The sequence below is a fragment of the Vibrio nigripulchritudo ATCC 27043 genome, from assembly GCF_000222685.1.
GTDB classification, from domain to species: Bacteria; Pseudomonadota; Gammaproteobacteria; order Enterobacterales; family Vibrionaceae; genus Vibrio; species Vibrio nigripulchritudo.
Genome location: NZ_AFWJ01000276.1, coordinates 12,841 through 33,131, shown reverse-complemented (window position 1 = coordinate 33,131; position 20,291 = coordinate 12,841). Strand labels below are relative to the sequence as shown.

5 protein-coding genes are annotated in these 20,291 nt (G+C 49.6%); all 5 read left to right on the top strand.

Annotated features, from left to right (window positions below; all coding sequences use genetic code 11):
* A partial coding sequence (locus RH89_RS29985; RefSeq protein WP_004405956.1) for a hypothetical protein occupies nt 1-284 on the top strand: 284 nt, incomplete at its 5' end.
* Between the two features lie 80 nt (nt 285-364).
* Nucleotides 365-2,215 carry a non-ribosomal peptide synthetase gene (locus RH89_RS20360; protein ID WP_004405955.1) on the top strand — a complete coding sequence of 617 codons (1,851 nt, stop codon included), beginning with the start codon at nt 365-367 and terminating at the stop codon, nt 2,213-2,215.
* 56 nt (nt 2,216-2,271) lie between these two features.
* Nucleotides 2,272-11,262 carry a non-ribosomal peptide synthetase gene (locus RH89_RS28865; protein WP_050811566.1) on the top strand — a complete coding sequence of 2,997 codons (8,991 nt, stop codon included), beginning with the start codon at nt 2,272-2,274 and terminating at the stop codon, nt 11,260-11,262.
* Between the two features lie 3 nt (nt 11,263-11,265).
* Nucleotides 11,266-14,640 (top strand): non-ribosomal peptide synthetase, encoded by a 3,375-nt coding sequence (locus RH89_RS20350; RefSeq protein ID WP_038146863.1) that lies wholly within the window; start codon nt 11,266-11,268, stop codon nt 14,638-14,640.
* A 2-nt stretch (nt 14,641-14,642) separates the two neighbouring features.
* The gene (locus RH89_RS20345; protein ID WP_004405954.1) at nt 14,643-20,273 is read left to right on the top strand and encodes a non-ribosomal peptide synthetase; all 5,631 of its coding nucleotides are present in this window, start codon (nt 14,643-14,645) and stop codon (nt 20,271-20,273) included.
* The last annotated feature ends 18 nt before the right edge of the window (nt 20,274-20,291 follow it).

The window sequence follows — 20,291 nt, the reverse complement described above, 5'->3', positions numbered from 1 at the left end:
CTGAGTGGAATGTAGAAACGCTTCGACAATCTATCGATGAACTTAGTTCTGGCTTGTTGAATGGGCGATGTGTTGAGGTGGCTCATCATATTAATCAGGAGCAGCCGTTTTCAGCAATCAATCATCTGGTTGAAACTTTGGTATCTGAAAAAAGTGGATATGTGTCGCCACCTGAGTTATCAGAAAAAAGATCTCAGCCAGAGTCTAATTCAGTAAATCCTGCGATAAAAAGAAAAATTAATAAAAGAGCACTTCTAGAGCGAAGGCTTAAAGCGAATAATTAAATACCGGTATTCAGATATTTCTTAAAGGTTATTTCAAAGAGATAGCTTTACATTTATGAATAATATTACGTGGAACAAATATGATTGATGGTTGTGATCAATATCAAAATATTAGCCTTCAACGATTGTTTGAACAAAGAGTGCTATTGTCGAAAGACAATAACGCAGTGGTCTTTAATAATCAGGCAATAAGCTTTAGCCAATTAGAAGAAAAAGCAAACAAGCTTGCCAATTTACTTATCAGTAGCCAGATAAAACCACAAAACAGAGTTGCCATTTTATTGGATCGCTCTATTGATACCATCGTTTCTATACTGGCGATATTAAAAGTCGGGGCGACGTACATTCCGATAGACCTGAATTACCCAAGCTCTCGCATTGAATACATGCTGGAAGATAGTCAGGGCCATGCTGTGTTGGTTGATGAGAGCGGTTTGGAATGTATGAATGCGATAAGCGTTCAATCTGATGTCTGCGTGATTCGTGCTTCTGAATGTGAAGCCATGTCTTCGGGTTTTGATGCGCATACCAGCCAACCTTCTGATTTGGCTTATATCATTTACACTTCCGGCTCTACGGGAAAGCCGAAAGGCGTGTGTGTTACTCATCAAAACTTACTGAACTTTAATGCCGGCATGCAGGAAAGCATTGGTCTGGACAGTATTGCCAGTATCGCGTCACTGACCACGGTATGCTTTGACATTTTTGTGCTCGAATCGATAGTTGCTCTCCTGCAGGGATTATCTGTACACCTTGTGTCTGACGACCAACGTAAATCCGCCACGGCACTGGCGCAGGTGACGGAATCTGTAGATGCGCTTCAAATCACGCCATCGCATCTGACATTACTTTTGGAAAACCCCATGTTTACGGTGGCGCTGTCCAAACTCAATCTACTGCTGATTGGTGGCGAAGCTCTGCCGCAGCCTTTACTCGAAAAACTGCAAAGCGCGACCTCCGCGCGCCTATTCAACATGTACGGACCCACTGAAACCACCGTGTGGTCTTGCGTTCAGGATCTTACCCATCGAAGCCAGGTGAACATTGGCTTCCCGATTCTTAATACGCAAGTTTACCTTCTGAATGAAGAAGCGCAGCCTGTTGAAGAAGGTGAGATAGGGGAGCTTTGCATTGCAGGAATGGGTGTCAGTGCGGGGTACTGGAAAAAGCCAGAGTTAACCGCCCAAAGCTTTGTACAACATCCTTTAGTACCCAATGGGAAACTCTACAAAACAGGTGACTTAGGCGTGCGCCAACCCGATGGCAGCTATCAGTGCTTGGGGCGCAAAGATCATCAGGTCAAAGTCAACGGTCACCGTATTGAGTTGGGTGATATTGAAAGCCATATCTTAGCCGTTTCTGGCGTCCAGCAAGTCGGAGTCGTCCTCTCACAAGCTGAGTCGGTCAAAGGCAGTATTGCTGCATTTGTGGTGATCCATTCTGACGAGTCGCTCAGCCCGAGGCAAATTCGAGAAGTATTAGTATCAAAACTTCCCGATTACATGATTCCCAGCCATATCCAAGTGCTCACCACCTTGCCATTGACCGACAACGGCAAAGTGGATCGCAAAAGCCTTGCCCAGTACCCCATTCAGTCAATAGAACCCGTCGATGTGCCGGGCGCTTCGATGCCAGAAGCTGAAATCTCCATTCCTGAAACTGACATTGAAGAAGAAGTTCACAGACTCTGGTGTGAAGTCTTCAATCGTTCTCCCATATGTTGTGAGCAAAGCTTTATGGCGATGGGGGGGACTTCAGTTCTGGCAATTCAGCTTTTAGGGGCGGTGCATTCTGAGTTGGGTGTTGAAGTGAAGTTTTCCGACTTTATTACACGCGCAAACACCATTCGAGATCTGTCCGTCTGGATAGAAGATCTGATTCTGGCAGACATGAGTGACGAAGAAATTGAAGCCCTGATGGCGTCTGATTAGCCATCAATCGAAATACAACAATGAAAACAACCAGTCAGCAATAAGGCGAGCAATGTATGAGTGGTGAAAGAAAGGGAAGACTTTCGCTTTCCCAAGAGCAAAGAAAAAAGCTTCTGGCTAAACGTAAACTCAAACCGACGAGTGGGATCTCAAAGGTCAGTCGAGAGACCAACACTTTGCCGGTGACCGAGCTGCAACAGGATATGTGGGTGCTGGAAAGCCTGAATGAATCGGTGTCGACCAGCAACATTCCTTGTATGTACAGGGTAGAGAACTTTGATGCGAATGCGGTGCGAGCAGCGATGGATAAGGTGGTTCAACGGCATGAAAGCCTGAGAACCGTATTCAGAAACCAAGAAGGCAAGCTAAAGCAATGTGTGTTACCCGAAGTTCATTACGCCATTGACCAGTCTGTTGAGCTTTCAGACCCAAACGATCTTAACCACGTCATCCAGCAATTTATTGCCGAACCTTTTGATTTACACAATGGACCACTTTTCCGAATTCACGCCCTTCAGGGTGAAGATACCAAAGTTATCTATGTTTTCTCGCATTTGATTTTTGATGGAGGCTCGATAGCAAACTTTGAGCGTGATTTTTTCCATCACTACCATTGCGGTTCAAATGAGACAGTACTTCCAGAGCTACCGATCCAGCAAGGGGACTACGCCCACTGGCTGCAACAAGAGGCGCAACAAAATCGTCGTTCAGCGCACCTGGCGTATTGGAAGCAGCAGTTAAATCAGTGTGATGTTTCGCTGTCGCTCCCTTTTGACAGAATGCCCGGGATTCAGGCGGATACCGAGGTACGCCAGTGGGAGCATGTCTTGCCTGCTTCGCTGACCCAATGGCTGAAGCGGCGTTGCACAGAGCAGGGCGTATCGCTGTACTCCACTTTGCTGTCGGCGTATTCGGTATTGCTACACCGCATCACAGGTCAGTCGGATCTCGCCATCGCGTCTGCGTTAACCAATCGCAGCCGTCCAGAACTTCGCGAGTTGGTAGGTTTGTTTGCCGGAGAGGCGTTACTCAGGATTCAGCCAGACCCGCATCAGACCTTCTGGGAAGTGGCTCAAACCGTTCAGAAAACGGTATTTGATGCGATTGAACACAGCGATATTTCCCTTGGTCAGATAAACCGAGAACTCAACATTGCACAAGACAGCCAGGACGGGCAGGTCGCGCGCACTTTGTTTCTGTTGCGTGAACACCGAAGCCATTTAGGTGAGCAATACCAGGAAGAAGGCTGGAGCCCATATGGTGAGGAACGTCTTGGTAATGATCAAAACCGTTACGACTTAAGCCTGATCTGTCGAGATGAGTCTGATTCAATACGCGTGGCATTTAACTATAAGCCCACGCTGTTTGACGAAAGCACCATTGCGCGTTTTGGCGAGATATTTGAGCATATTCTTCAATGCCAGATGTCTTCGTCATCGTCGATTGGTCAGTTGCCACTGTTGGATTTGTCGCGATTGCTTGCGGATTCGGAGTGTTGGAATCAAACGCAAAAACCGTATCAGAGTAGCAAAACGCTTCACGCTATGTTTGAAGCGCAAGTGGAAAAAACACCAGACAACATCGCGCTGATATTTGGTGAGCACTCACTGACGTATCGCCAGTTAAACCAGCGCGCGAACCAGCTGGCGAGATTTCTTCAAGAAAGCTACCTGAATCGAAACCGACAGAGCTTATCTCCCAACACGCCTATCGCACTTTATCTGGATCGCAGCTTAGAGATGGTGGTCGGCATTCTGGCAGTGATGAAATCGGGCGGGGCTTATGTACCCATTGCTACTGATAACCCGGTTAAGCGTACTCGCTACATTTTTGAAGACACCAAAGCGCAATTCGTTCTGACGCAGCAAACGTGGGAAAAGTCAGTTTTAGAAACCATAGAAGGGCTGGGAACCGAATGCATCTGCATTGATAGCGTCGAGACCTACGCCAAACAGCCAGCTCAGAATCTGGATACCCAAACCACTAGCCGCGATATGGCTTACATCATTTACACATCGGGCACTACCGGACAGCCTAAAGGCGTAATGGTGCCGCATACCGGAGTCGTCAACCGAATCGAAGCACTGCAAAGCCAGTATCCACTGAGTGAGCATGACCGGGTTCTGCAAAAAACGCCGTACACGTTTGATGTGTCGGTCTGGGAACTGTTGTGGGCGAACTGGACAGGTGCCGCCATCGTGATGTCAGCGCCTAAAGCGCATCAGTCTCCAGAACTGATATTGGAGACCATTCGTCATCACTCCGTCACTCTGGTTCACTTTGTTCCCCCTATGCTGACTGGGCTGAGCCACTACCTTCAGCACGCTAATCTCTCTCTGCCATCTAGCGTAAAACGCATATTTTGTAGCGGAGACGCACTGACTCCCGAGCACATTCGCTTGTTCAATGCCATCAATCAACACGGGGCAAGCCTACATAACCAGTACGGCCCGACAGAGGCATCCATCGAAGTCAGCTATTACGACTGCCAGCTTAACGAGACGGATACCGTGCCTATCGGTCAGGCTATCCAAAACGTTCAGCTATGGGTCATGGATCCGCACAGCGAGCAGCTTCAACTGTGTCCAGATGGTTTGCCGGGTGAGCTGTACATTGGTGGTGTTGCGGTAACCGACGGGTATCTAAATCGCGAGGTGTTGACACAGGAACGCTTTGTAGACAATCCCTTTGCCTCACAACAAGACATTCAGACAGGGCGCAACAAGCTGTATAAAACCGGCGATCTGGTTCGCCGCCGAGAGAATGGCGATCTGGAGTATCTGGGGCGCAACGACTTTCAGGTTAAAGTGCGGGGATACCGTATTGAACTTGAAGAGATCGAATCCGCGTTGCAAGCGCACCCAAGCATTCAGAATGCGTGTGTACACACCGTGGAGAAATCCGGTGAGAAGAAGTTGGTGGGATACTACACGGAAAAAGCTGCGCAGGTATCCGATGGCAGTCTGGAAGATGATGGGGTTGCCATCTGGAAAAGCGTGTACGAAGCCGAATATAAATCTGACAATCAGGCGATTGACCAATTCGACATTCGCGGCTGGAAAAGCTCCTTCACTCAAACGCCCATCCCTGCTGAAGAGATGACGGAGTGGGTAGATGCAACAGTATCCAGAATTGCTAATTTGCGCCCTCGTCGCGTGTTGGAAATTGGCTCTGGCTCTGGTCTGATTTATTACCCTTTGCATCGCCAGTGCGAGCACTACATAGCCACCGATTTTTCTGAAAATGCGATTAAGCGACTTTCTCATGCCGCGTCAGTGTTGGGTTATGAGAGGAACAGTGAATTTGTAAGCTGCCCAGCAGATCAGGTTGCTTTGTCACTGGAAGGGCAATCCGTTGACACCATAGTGATGAACTCGGTGTCTCAGTATTTTCCGAGCCAACAGTATCTCGACAAAGTGCTGAAACAAGCCATTGAGGGTATGGGAGATAAGGGGCAATTGTTCTTAGGGGATATCCGAGATTTACGCCTGCTTGAAGCATTTCACCTGGCAATCTTGTCCCACCGCTCCCCAGACAAACCTGCTCGTCAATTGGTGAAGCAAGCCAAATGGCTGGCATCGAAAGAAACCGAGTTAGCCATTGCCCCCGCTTACTTTTTGGCATTGTCGAACCAGTTTGATTGCGTGCAGTCAGTAGAGATTCTGCCAAAGCGTAGGCACGCAGAGCATGAAATGAATCGATTCCGGTTTGATGTGATCATCAAAGTGGACAAAACCTCGACAACATCTTCAAAGTCAGGTCTATATTCGTTCCACTCTGTGACTTACACGCCCGATTTTCAGTTGGACGATCTGTTGCAACAGAAAGAGCCGCAATATGAAGATCTGTGGGTGAGTGGTTACCCAGATCAGCGGGTCTGTTCTGTACTGGCGAATTTGAATGCAAGACCAGTGTCATTGGAATACATCGCGTCAATCGAAGCACTACATGACCAAGCTAAGCGCCATGGCTACACACTTAAGGTGCTACATGCCAATGAAGCGAATCAGGCTGGCAAGCTGCATCTGTTCTTCTCCCGTAGAGACAATGTGAACATCAGTAACTCGGATTTGGATGCAGACATTTCCAGAGAGAATCTGACCAATACACCCAACATCGCCTCTAAATCGCTGACTTTTGGTGAACTTAGCGAATACTTATCCCAGCGACTTCCGGCTTACATGGTGCCAGCGGCGTTTGTTCCAATGAAAGCTTTTCCGCTGTCGAGTGCAGGTAAGCTAGACAGGAATGCGCTCCCAGAGCCTGAATTTGTGGACCAGAATAACTATGTGGCACCCGACAATGAGCAGGAATTGGCGCTCTGCCAAATCTGGAAGCAAGTGCTTGGTGTGGAAAGCATTGGGGTTAACGACAACTTCTTCCGTATCGGTGGCGACAGCATCATTGCCATTCAACTCGTGTCCAAACTTCGACAGGCAGGGTTCTCGGTTCAGGTCAAAGACATGTTTGACTGCCCGACCGTTCGCCAATTGAGCGAGCGTCTGTCAGAAGCTGCTCCAGCTACTCAAATCATCGCGGAACAAGGTACGCTAGAAGGCGAGTGTACTTTGCTGCCTATTCAGCAGTGGTTTTTTGATAAGAAGCTTGAGAACCCACACCACTGGAATCAGGCGTTTATGCTGATAGTGCCCAGTGGTTTGGATCACCAAACTCTTGAGAATGCGGTACATAAGTTGGCTAAGCAGCATGACATTCTCAGAGCGCGATTCAATCTTTCTGATAGCAAACCCGAGCAGATTTACCACAAAGAGGTCACTTTAGCGCCACTTGGCAGGCTGAACGCCATGTCGATGACGCAAGACGCAATAAGGGATCAGCTGACTCGCTGGCAAAGCGACTTCGACTTGTCCCAAGGGTCTCTGTGGCGCGCTGCATACATAGAAGGGTACTCCAATGGTGAAGCCAGGTTGTGGTTTGCCTTCCACCATCTGATCATCGATGCGGTGTCTTGGCGCATTCTGGCGGATGATCTGCAAGCGCTGGTAAACGGCAGGACATTAGGTGACAAAACCAGTAGTTATCGCCAATGGGCAGATGCCGTTGCTCTCTACCCAGAATCGCACCCTGCAGAGCAGGAATACTGGAACAGAGTCGTCGCCGATTACTTACCCGAAGATTATGCTCAAACACCTCAGCACAAAGCGGAATTGAGCTTGTCGGAGCAAGAGACACATCAGCTTGTGCACAGCGCGAATCAGGGCTATCAGACGGAAATTAACGATCTGCTGCTGACGGCGTTAAGCGATGCGATGACTGAGACGTTTGAAAAGCCCGTTCATCACATTACGCTTGAAGGACATGGACGAGAACCGATTGACGAATCATTGGATATCTCCCACACGGTAGGTTGGTTTACCACGGCTTATCCGGTCAGGCTACGTACGCATTCTGAGCTGTCAAACACACTCATCTCCACTAAAGAGATGTTACGTGCCATTCCAGAAAAAGGCATCGGTTACGGTGCATTTGCCCCCATGTTGGTATCACATTCATTGCCTGATGTTTACTTCAACTATCTCGGGCAACTGGACAGCTCAGGTCAAACGGCGCTTTGGACTGTAACAGATGATGATGCCGGTGAGGTGATTGGTCCTCAGAACCAAGATTCTGCAAGATTAAACATCAATGGTGGCGTCTTTAACGGTCGGTTGAAATTTGAGGTGCTTTCTCAGCTGCCCCAAAACCAAACCGCGAGTTTTGTTGAGTCTTTCAAAGCTGCGCTGAAACGTGTTTTAGCACTGTGTGAGCAAACGACAAAAGCCGGAGGTATCAAAACCGCCAGTGATTTCCATTGTCCAAACCTCCACCAGCCACAGCTTGAAGCCATTCAATCTGGCGTAAGCGGATCTGCTCGTCTTGAAGCTATATACCCTGCCAGCAGTTTGCAACAAGGGTTTGTTTACCATCACATCAGCCGCCCCGATGATGACGCGTATCGCCTTCAGGTGCTGGTGGACTATGAGCGACACATTGATCACTCACTTTACCTGCAGGCTTGGGAGTTAACCGCACAGCAGTATCCAGCGTTGCGTCTGGCATTTCACTGGGATGGTGAGATTGTTCAGGTGATCAGTGATAAATCGAATGTGAGTGAACGTTTTACTCTGCATGACTTCTCTGGGGTATCTGAATCCGAACACGATATTCGAATCGATGAGTTGCAGGCACAAGAGCGTCGCAAGCCGTTCGATTTATCAAAAACTGGGCTGTTCCGAGTCGCATTTGTTAAGCGGGCAGAGCGCCAATACGCCCTGATTCAGACGGCGCACCACAGCGTGACGGATGGTTGGAGTAACCCTATCCTGCTGAAAACGGTGCACCAGCACTACGATGCGCTGGTTCAGGGTTTAGATTCAAGCGCTAAGAAAGATACGGTTTATGGCCGTGTTCAGGCGCATAAAGTGGCACAGCATTCGACATCTCAGCGCTACTGGCAGGAGAAAGCCAAAAACCTACAGATGGCGAATGACTTAAGCGTATTGCTTTCTGGCCCTGCTGACTTGGATGCGACTCGCTCACTTCAGGAGCCTGCAGAGATGACGCATCGCTTAGAAGGAGAGCGCTTTGCTTCGCTCAAATCGGCGTGTCAGTCGTTAGGCGTGACGACCAACGTGGCACTTCAGTTTGCCTGGCATAAGTTGATTCAAATGATGACGCAGGACTCGCAAACCATCGTGGGTACGACGGTGTCAGGGCGCGATATTCCCATCGACGGAATTGAAGAGAGTGTCGGGCTCTACATCAACACGCTTCCTTTGGCTGTGACATGGGAAGCGTCGTCCACCATCGCAGAAGTGCTAAGAAGCATTCATCGAAGCATTGCTGAATTAAACAGTTTCAGCAGTATGTTGCTGGCGGATCTTCAGAAAGACGGAAAGCGTCTGTTCCACAGCCTGTTTATTTTCGAAAACTACCCATCTTACGCCGATGACACCGCTTCGGGTTTGGCAGCGGATACCGTTCCTCGCAGCTGGAGCGATAAGATGGATTACCCGTTCTCCATCATGGCGTATGAGAAAGAAGGGACGCTCAGCATCCAACTAGGTTTTGATAAAACTTTGTTGGACAAGAGATTGGCTGCTCGATTACTTGAACAACTAGAGTCAATCTTGCTCGCGGTAGCGGCAGACAGCCAGCAGTTGCATGAACAGATAACAGTGATCAGTGAGCAAGAAACGCAGTATCTGATTAATGACTGGAACCAAACAGAGGCGGAGCTTCCCGTTGAACCCACGTGGCACCGACTGTTTGAGGCACAGGCTCAACAAACACCAGATACTGTAGCACTGGTGCATCAGGAAGAAGTACTGACTTACCAAGCGTTGAATGAAAAAGCCAACCAGTTGGCAAACACGCTTCGGGAGATGCATCAGCAGCGTTACCAATCCGAACTGAAACCCGATACGCCCGTTGCCCTATTTATGGAGCGCAGCAGCGAAATGCTGATTGCCATACTGGCGGTGCTGAAAGCGGGCGGGGCTTACGTCCCTGTTTCGCCGGAATACCCAAAAGAGCGGGCGCAGTTCATCTTTGAAGATACCGCCGCGCCTTTGGTACTGACTCAGCAAAGCAAATTGGGGGAGCTGGACAGCTGGCTAAACGAGCTTTCTGCTCTACCGGAGCTGGTTGCAGTGGACAGCCCGTCAGCGTATGAGGGGCAATCAACGGATAATCTGGATGTAGCTATCTCAGGCAATGACTTGGCGTACGTCATCTACACCTCTGGTACCACTGGAAAGCCGAAAGGCGTCATGATGCCGCACGCTGCGTACGCAGACTTTATTCATCAATACCACCAGTCTCTGGGCGAAAAGCCTGTTTCCCTGGTCAGCCTGACGCAATACACCTTTGACATCTTCGGGTTGGAATACGGATTACCGCTGCTGTCGGGTGGCACAGTCTACCTGTCGGACATTCATCAAGCGCCTGATACGCTATCCAGCCACGCCTTGAAGACCAATGTTCTCCAGCTCACACCATCGGTGTGGTCAGTGTTGCAAGTGGCTTTGCCTGAGTCGATCGATTTGTCCCATATCACCGTGATAGTCGGTGGAGAAAGTGGCTCTGAAGCTCTGTATCAAAACCTGTCTCAGCGTTTCCAGAAGGTGATTCAGGTTTACGGTCCAACCGAAGCCTGCATCTGGAGCACTCAGTCAGAATACCAACAAGGTAAAGCTAACCTTATCGGAACCCCTTTAAACAACGAAAGCTGCTATGTGCTATCCACTCAAGGCAAGCTGTGCCCAATTGGTGTGCCTGGAGAACTGCACATTGGCGGAGTAGGGCTGGCACGTGGCTATCTCAACCGAGAAGCACTGACGCAAGAGCGCTTTATCACCAGCCCGATAGCAGGACACGAGGAACGCCTGTACAAAACAGGCGACCTGGTGCGCTGGCGTCACGATGGTCAACTGGAGTACATCGGTCGAAATGACTTTCAGGTAAAAATCCGAGGTCACCGCATTGAGCTGGGTGAAATCGAAGCCGTGTTGCTGGAAGAGGCAACGGTGCAGCAGGCGGTGGTCATCGACCGAGAGAAAGAGGGTGAAAAATACTTAGCAGCCTACATTGTCAGCGATACCACGCTGGATGCTGAACGCATCAGGCAAGCCCTGTCTGCTTCCCTTCCTGACTTTATGGTGCCGTCGATGTTCACTCAGATTGACGCCATTCCGCTGACCATGAACGGCAAGTTAGACCGCCGAGCCTTACCTGAACCAGAGTGGTCAGCCAGTGACAGCTACACCGCACCGGAAACTGAACTGGAAATCGCGCTGTGTGGTATCTGGCAGGAGGTGTTGGGTGCGGAGCGAGTCGGCATACATGACAGCTTCTTCCAGGTTGGGGGGAATTCCATCAACGCCATTAAGGTAGTCAGTCAGGTCAATCGCCACCCCTTAGTTCGAGGCCGTCTAGAACTGATTCATCTGTTTAATTTGAAAACCATTGCTGAATTGCACATGCATCTGCAAGCCCAACAAGACTCGGGTTTCTTAGATCAGCAAGTTAACGAAATGAGTATTTAAGCCATGTTAGATCTAATCAATAAAATCAAAACCAATGAGTTGTCAGTATGGGTGGAAGATGGCGCGATCAAACTTGCGTTTGGTGCCGATAAACCTTCCGAAGAGATGCTGACCGCCATCAAAGCCAGTAAGCCTCAGTTATTGGAAGTTTTAGAAAACAATCAGATTTTCTCCAAGCACGACTTCTGGGGTAAAGAAATCTTCTCCGTTTCAGAGAGCAAAGGCGCGCTTTCCTTTGCTCAGGAGCGTATGCTCTTCATCGAACAGTTTGAGCAGGGAACGGACGCTTACCATATTCCCTATACCGTGGAGTTATCTGACGATATTCAGTTACCTCAACTGCTCTCGGCGTTTCAATACATCGTGGATCGCCACCCGGTACTCAAGTCCTGTTATCAGCAGAGTGAAGAGGGGCAATTCTCTTTGCATGAAAGCACTCAGCCTGTCGCAATGCCCGTGCGATTGGCAGACTCGTTTGATGCATTTAAGCAGGCGTTAGCCGAAGACGTTGCACGCCCATTTGAACTGGGCAGAGAGCCACCGTTACGTCTTATCCAGTACAAGGTAGGCGACAAACAGTATCTGTTGATGCTGTGGCATCACATCGCCTTTGATGGCTGGTCGACAGACATATTTCTGCGCGAACTATCCCAAGCCTATACCGCATTAAAAGCAGGCAAGCAGCCCGTATTTCCTGCGCTGGAGATCGACTATTGTGATTATGCGTTCTGGCAGCGACATCAACTAGAAAGTGATGAGACAGGCAACCAAACCGAATATTGGAAAAACACACTTTCTGGTTTCGAAACCTTAGCCCTACCGACCGATTTCCCAAGACCACCAAAAGTGGATTATCGCGGGAAAAACGTATCGTTGGCACTTTCCCCTGAGCTGTCTATTCAACTCAAATCCTTAGCGCGCGAACACGACACAACCTTGTATGTGGTGATGCTGAGTGCGTTTTACGTCGCACTGGCTACGTTGTCTGGTCAGGAAGATCATTTGGTGGGGACACCGTCGGACAATCGACACCTTCCTCAGACTCAAGATCTGATTGGATTCTTTGCTACCTCTCTGGTGCTGCGAGCTCAGGTAAAAGGCGACAACAAAGTGTCTGACCTCATCAAACAGGTGCACGAAGTCATGACCAGCGCCAAAGCGAATCAGGACGTGCCATTCGAGCGATTAATTGATGTGTTAAACGTTGAGCGTGATATGTCGCGTCACCCTCTGTTTCAGGTGATGTTTGGCATGCAAAGCTTTGGTCATCAAGAACTCAGTCAGGATGCATTGCCGTTTGAATCGGTAGACTTGGGAGACGAAGGTTTTTACTCACCCGCGAAGTTTGATCTGACTTTGCATGTTGATGATGGGTATCAGGCTCTGAAAGTCGGGCTGGATTATGCGGTAAGTTTGTTTGAGCTGGCTACTGCTGAACGCATTCTGGCGTTGTATCAGCAAATCCTGACCGGGTTTGTCTGTAATGCGGAGCAAAGCATCGCTGAGTTAGACGTATTAACCGACAGCGAGAAGCAGTTATTTATCGACTGGAACCAAACAGAGGCAGAGCTTCCTGTTGAACCCATGTGGCACCGACTGTTTGAAGCGCAGGTTCAACAAACACCAGATGCCATAGCGCTGGTGCATCAGGAAGAAACGCTGACCTACCAAGCGTTGAATGAAAAAGCCAACCAGTTGGCGAACACTTTGCGTGATACCCACCAACAGCGTTACCAATCCGAACTGAAACCCGATACGCCCGTTGCCCTATTTATGGAGCGCAGCAGTGAAATGCTGATTGCCTTATTGGCGGTGCTGAAAGCGGGCGGGGCTTACGTTCCAGTTTCGCCGGATTACCCGAAAGAGCGGGCACAGTTCATCTTTGAAGATACCGCCGCGCCTTTGGTGCTGACTCAGCAAAGCCAATTGAGTGAGCTGGACAGCTGGCTCAACGAGCTTTCTGCTCTACCGGAGCTGGTTGCAGTGGACAGCCCATCAGCGTATGAGGGGCAATCAACAGATAATCTGGATGTAACTATCTCAGGCAATGACTTGGCGTACGTCATCTACACCTCTGGCACCACAGGAAAGCCAAAAGGCGTCATGATGCCGCACTCTGCGTACGCAGACTTTGTGCATCAATATCACCAGTCTCTGGGCGCGAAGCCTGTCTCCTTAGTCAGTCTGACGCAATACACCTTTGATATCTTTGGGCTGGAATACGGGTTACCACTGCTGTCTGGCGGCACAGTGTACCTGTCGGACATCCATCAAGCGCCTGACACGCTATCTAGCCATGCTTTGAAGACCAATGTTCTTCAGCTCACACCATCGGTGTGGTCAGTGCTGCAGGTAGCTTTGCCTGAGTCGGTCGATTTGTCCCATATCACCGTGATAGTGGGTGGAGAAAGTGGCTCTGAAACTTTGTATCACAGCCTGTCTCAGCGTTTCCAAAAGGTGATTCAGGTTTATGGTCCAACCGAAGCCTGCATCTGGAGCACTCAGTCGGAGTATCAACCAGGTAAAGCCAACCTTATCGGAACCCCTTTAAACAACGAAAGCTGCTACGTGCTATCCAATCAAGGCAAGCTGTGCCCAATTGGTGTGCCGGGAGAGTTGCACATTGGCGGAGTAGGGCTGGCACGTGGCTATCTCAACCGAGAAGCACTGACGCAAGAGCGCTTTATCACCAGCCCGATAGCAGGACACGAGGAACGCCTGTACAAAACAGGCGACCTGGTGCGCTGGCGTCACGATGGTCAACTGGAGTACATCGGTCGAAATGACTTTCAGGTAAAAATCCGAGGTCACCGCATTGAGCTGGGTGAAATCGAAGCCGTGTTGCTGGAAGAGGCAACGGTGCAGCAGGCGGTGGTCATCGACCGAGAGAAAGAGGGCGAAAAATACTTAGCAGCCTACATTGTCAGCGACACCACGCTGGATGTTGAACGCATCAGGCAAGCTCTGTCTGCTTCCCTTCCTGACTTTATGGTGCCGTCGACATTCACTCAGATTGACGCCATTCCGCTGACCATGAACGGCAAGTTAGACCGCCGAGCCTTACCTGAACCAGAGTGGTCTGCTAGTGACCGCTACATCGCACCGGAAACTGAACTGGAAATCGCGCTGTGTGGTATCTGGCAGGAGGTGTTGGGTGCAGAGCGAATAGGTGTTCACGATAGCTTCTTCCAGGTAGGGGGGAACTCCATCAACGCCATCAAGGTAGTCAGTCAGATCAATCGCTATCTCGGGCATTCCCTTCGACTTGAGCTAGTGAACTTATACACCACCAAAACCATTGGTGAGCTGGCTCAGTTTATTGAAGAGAACCAGAAACATAGCTTCCTGGAAGAACAAGATAACGAAATGAGTATCTAGATATGTATGAGCTAGTCAATCGAATCAAAGCCAGCAATATGTCGGTCTGGGTCGAAGACGAAGCAATTAAGCTGGCGTTTTCTGGTGACAAGCCGTGCCCCGAATTGCTGGATGAAATCAAAGCCAGTAAACCTGAATTATTGGCGTTGCTCCAGTTGAATAAAGTCGCCTCCAAGTACGATTTCTGGGAAAGAGAGATACTCAGGTTGCCATCAAAGCCCAATGTGCTTTCGTTCTCACAGGAAAGAATGCTCTTCATTGAGCAGTTTGAACAGGGTACTGATGCCTACCATATTCCTTACGTGTTTGAACTGGACGATGATGTTGACCTGTCGGCGTTGGAGCAGGCGTTTCAGTTTATGGCTGAGCGCCATCCGGTACTGAATTCTGTCTATCTGTCGGATGAGCAAGATCAGCCGTATGTGCATCACTTAAACGAGGCTGCCTCCATCAAAGTGGAGGTTCTGCCCGAAGACACGTCATTAAAACAGACATTCGATACCGAGATTGCACAGCCGTTTGATTTGACGGCTGAGCCACCGATGCGGCTGATTCGGTATATTGGTGCAGAAAAAAACTACTTGCTGGTGATTTGGCATCACATCGCCTTTGATGGCTGGTCGACAGATGTATTTCTTGATGAGTTGGCACTTGTCTATCAAGCCTATCATTCTGGGCAGCGCCCTGATCTCGCCGAGCCAATGCTGGATTTTAGTGACTATGCTTTGTGGCAACACCAGCATCTTCAAGGTGACAACTTAGATAAGCAGCTCGCTTACTGGACTCGGCAACTTTCTGATGTAGAAAATCTGGCTTTGCCTACGGATCGCCCGAGACCCGCCAGTGTGGATTATCGCGGGCAAGATGTCGTGTTTACCTTTGAAGGGGATCTGTCTCGTCAGTTACGAGAGCTCGCTCGCAAACGAGACACCACATTGTACACCGTGCTCCTTAGTGGCTTTTACACGACGTTAGCCATGTTGTCTGGGCAGAAAAGTCTGGTCGTCGGCACACCTTCTGACAACCGTCATTACCCTCAGGTAGCAAATCTGATTGGGTACTTTGTGAATACCCTGCCTTTGCGCGCAGACGTGTCTCTGTCGCAGAGCGTTAAAGACTTTATCGCTGATGTTCATCGAACGGTTTTTGATGCCAAAGGGCATCAGGACTTGCCATTTGAGCAAATGGTTGAAGCGCTGAACGTAGAAAGAGACATGTCCCGACATCCTGTTTTTCAGGTGATGTTTGCGGTGCAGAGCTTTGGTGAGAAAGGGCTGAAAGAGAACCCTTTGCCTTTTAAGCAAGCTCAGTTTGACGACGTTCGCTCTAAAACCAACCCTGCTAAATTCGATTTGAGTATGTATCTGGATGACGGTGAAGACGACATCTACGGCAGCATCAATTTCGCGACTAGCCTGTTTGATGAAGCATCTATCCAACGTTTCATCAAGGTCTTCATGTGCGTGCTGAACGGGTTTGCTGAAAACAGCCAGCAGGCACTGGGGCAAATCGATATTCTCTCAGAAGAAGAAAAGCATACCCTGTTGAACAACTGGAACAACACTGAGGCGGACTACCCATCGCGTAATCTGTTTGAAGGTTTCTTTGAGCAGGCAGAGAACCATCCCAATGCCACGGCGGTTATCTCATCCGAAGGGGATTACAGCTATCAGGAAGTAAGCCAGCATGTGTTGTCCTTGACTCATGTATTGACTCAATCTGGTGTTCAAAGAGGGGAGCTGATCGGGGTTCTGACTGAGAAGAGTGAACTGCAGGTGGTGTCTACTCTGGGGATTATGGCTGTCGGTGCGGCTTATTTGCCGCTTAATGTCGCCTGGCCGGCATCTCGTCTTCACGATGTATTGCAAGCTGGTGGCGTATCTCGACTGGTGATCTCAAAGGCGCAATATCATCAGCTTCAAATGGCAGAATGTTCCCAGCAAAGCACCGACCCGCACTGGCTGAACGCTTACCAGCTTATTATTGTTGATGACGTAATATCACAGCCTGCGCCTGAAAACTGGCAGCAATCACTTCCCACTGTGCAACCCACGGAGCTGGCATACGTTATCTTTACCTCTGGCAGCACGGGAAAACCCAAAGGGGTAGTGATCAGCCACGATGGCGCCATGAATACTATTGAAGCGGTGAACCAGACTTTCAATGTTCAGACAAACGATCGGGTATTGGCCTTGTCTGATTTGAGCTTTGATCTGTCTGTTTACGATCTGTTTGGCACTTTAGCGGCGGGTGCTGCTATTGTGTTCCCAGGCCAGTCGGAGGTTCAGAGCCCGAGCCGCTGGGCAGATTTGGTTGAGGCACATCAGGTGACCATCTGGAACTCCGTTCCTCAGCTCGCACAGCTTCTGGCGGAAGAGGCAGAACTGACTGCCAACAAACTTCGTACCCTTCGAGTGGTGCTGATGAGTGGCGACTGGATCCCTCTTCAGCTCCCGAATCAGCTTAAAAGCTTGATTCCTGGCGTGTCTCCTGTCTCTCTAGGCGGAGCAACAGAAGGCAGTATCTGGTCCATCTGGTATCCAATTGAAGAAGTGAAACCCGACTGGACAAGCATTCCCTATGGCTTGGCCATGCCTAACCAGACGATGTGGGTACTGAATGAGTTTGGTGGTCATTGCCCCGTTGGCGCGACTGGAGAAATCCATATCGGCGGAGTGGGGGTTGCCAAAGGGTATTACAAAGATCCGGTTCGCAGTGAGGCGCAGTTCTTTTATCATCCAACGTTAGGTCGGCTCTACCGGACGGGTGATTTAGGAAGCTGGAATCAAAATGGGTACATCGAATTCAAAGGGCGCAAAGATTTTCAGGTAAAAGTCCGAGGGTACCGAGTTGAGTTGGGTGAAATCGAGACTCTGCTTTGTCAGCAACCATCGGTTAAGCATGCGGTAGTCATTGATGTTGAGCGCAATGGTGTAAAAACACTGGCGGCATATGTGGTACCAGAAGGCAATGGCGAGTGTGACTTTGAGCCTCTGAAAGTCGTCGCTACAGAACAATTGCCAGAATATATGGTGCCGTCCACCTTTACCGCCATTGAGGATGTGCCGCTCACTGCCAATGGCAAATTGGATCGCAAAGCGCTTCCCGAACCTGTTTGGCAGTCCGTGGATGTATATACACCGCCAGATTCTCCGCTAGAGCAATTGCTTGTGAACACATGGCAAGACGTTTTGAGTATCGAACGTGTCGGTACGCAGGATAATTTCTTCCATATTGGTGGTAACTCCATTGCTGCCATCAGGATGATCAGCGTGCTGAATCGGGCGCTCTCAGAACATGCTGAGTTTGAGCAAATTCGAAAACTAACCGTAACGGATTTGTTTAGGCATCCAAACATTGTTGGCTTGGCGACGTATCTGGAAGGTGAGGGTGAAGAAGAACATTCTGGGTTACTTCACTGCTTAAAACGCAGCAAAACTAAGAAAAAACAGCTGATCTGTGTCCCTTATGGTGGTGGAAGCCCGATTGCGTACCAGCCTCTTGCCAGTTGCCTGCCGGATGACTTTTCTCTATACGCCTTAAACTTCCCAGGGCACGACTTCGCAAGAGCGGATGAATCGCTTATGCCATTGCCTCAGATAGCTGAGCAGTGCGTAGAAGAGATCCTGAGTGGCATTGAAGGGGACGTGTACCTGTTCGGTCATTGTGTCGGAGGCGCTCTGACGCTGGACATTGCTCGCAGGTTGGAGTCTCAGGGAAGACAGGTTCACGGTGTGTTTTTGGGGGCGACCTTCCCGTTCCCTCGACTGCCTTTTGCCGCTTTAGAGTCTTTGAGGCAGTGGATTCCGTTTGACCGTCTGATCTCCAATCGCCTTCGATTTGAATCCATTCTGTCTTTAGGGGGCTTTTCTGAATCGTTAGAAGAAGATGAGCTCGATTTTATGATGTCGGCCATGCGGCAGGATGTCAGTGATGCGGAGGATTTCTACACTCAAGCGAACCTATCTCCTGAACAGTACCGAATTCAGGCACCAATTCTCTCTATCTATGGAGATAAGGACAAGAGTACGGAGTTTTTTGAAGAGAGGCACCAAGACTGGCAGGCATTTTCTTCAGATGTGGATTTGGAAGTATTGCCAGACGCGGGGCATTTTTTCATTAAGCACCAGCCCCATGAGCTGAGCCGAATCTTAGACTGTCAGATAACCAAATGGCAGTCGAATAAGCACCATCCCAACAGTGAACCACCGGAGAAAGAGCATTCGAAAAGTCAGGAAAGCTTCTCTTTTAGTGGTTGGCTACAAGGCAAGCGAGCGGAGCAAGAGACCAATCCCAGCCTGACGCTGTTTTTCATCATCGTATTTGGGCAGTTTATGTCGATGCTGGGCACGGGAGTAACCGCATTTGCACTCGGTACCTGGGTGTACCTGCAAACGGGGTCGGTGACCGAGTTTGCGTACATTTCTGTGTTTGCTCTGTTGCCCGGTATTCTGATGTTGCCCTTTGCCGGGGCGCTGGTCGACCGCTGGGACAGGCGGATCATTCTGATGCTCAGCGACACCATTTCTGTCTGCGGTACGCTCTTTATCTTCTTTATGATAACCACCAGCGAGCTTCAGATTTGGCAGATTTACACCGTTGTTACCATCAGTTCGATAGGGCAAGCGTTTCAGCGACCCGCCTATATCGCCACCATTGCCCAGCTGGTACCCAAGCGCTATCTGGGTAGAGCCAATGGTCTGGCTCAGTTGGCTTCATCCACCAGTCAGGTTATCGCAGTCTTTGCGGGTGGGTATCTGTTCTTGGAAATTGGACTGAGAAACGTGTTGATGCTCGACATCGCAGCGTTCTGTGTGGCGTTTACGACATTACTGCTGATTCGGTTCCCTAATCGGATGTTCAAAAAACGCGAGTTGCCATTGGTTCAGGAAATCATGGAAGGCTGGCAATACATTCTGCAGCGCAAAGAAATGGTTGCCATGGTTATTTTCTTCGCCGTTTATAACTTTGCGTTCAGTGCCATTATGGTGCTTGGCACACCCTTGATTTTATCGGTCGGTGAAGCTGATTTGCTAGGACGAGTTCTGGCGTTTGATGGTATTGGTCAGCTGGTTGGTGGGTTGCTGATGGGGATCTGGGGCGGAACCAGATTGAGAGCCCACGGAATGATTGGGTTTACCCTTCTGACTGGCGTGTCGATGATGATCGCAGGCTTGATGGCGCAGCAATTCTTCTTAATGCTGGGTTTCTTCGGAATTGGTATGTCTCTGGCGCTTGTTAACGCCCACTGGCAATGTTTGATTCAAGTGAAAGTGGGGCTGGAACTTCAAGGGCGAGTCATTGCCACGAACCAGATGATGTCCTGGTCGATGATGCCATTAGCGTATTTTGTAATTGGTTACATGGCTGAGCATGTGGTAGAGCCTTTTGTTTATGGTGATTCGCCAGTGGCTGAGCTGATTTCCTCTGCATTGGGGGAAAGGGAAGGGCTTGGTGTTGGCGTATTACTGGCGGGGCTCGGGGCATTTGCTGTCTTATGGGGGATCGCAAGTTTGTTGTATCGCCCGCTGAGGTTGATGGAGCAGCGTTTGCCTGATGTGATTCCTGACGAAATACCAGTAGCAGAAGAGGGGATTCAGCCCACTTCAATGAAAGAGAGCACTGCGTCCTAAGTTAGGAAAAGGGTGGGG

Bases quoted from the DNA above. Each gene is read 5' to 3' on its own strand.
- RH89_RS20360 (WP_004405955.1), top strand. From the start codon at position 365: ATGATTGATGGTTGTGATCAATATCAAAATATTAGCCTTCAACGATTG.
- RH89_RS28865 (WP_050811566.1), top strand. From the start codon at position 2,272: ATGAGTGGTGAAAGAAAGGGAAGACTTTCGCTTTCCCAAGAGCAAAGA.
- RH89_RS20350 (WP_038146863.1), top strand. From the start codon at position 11,266: ATGTTAGATCTAATCAATAAAATCAAAACCAATGAGTTGTCAGTATGG.
- RH89_RS20345 (WP_004405954.1), top strand. From the start codon at position 14,643: ATGTATGAGCTAGTCAATCGAATCAAAGCCAGCAATATGTCGGTCTGG.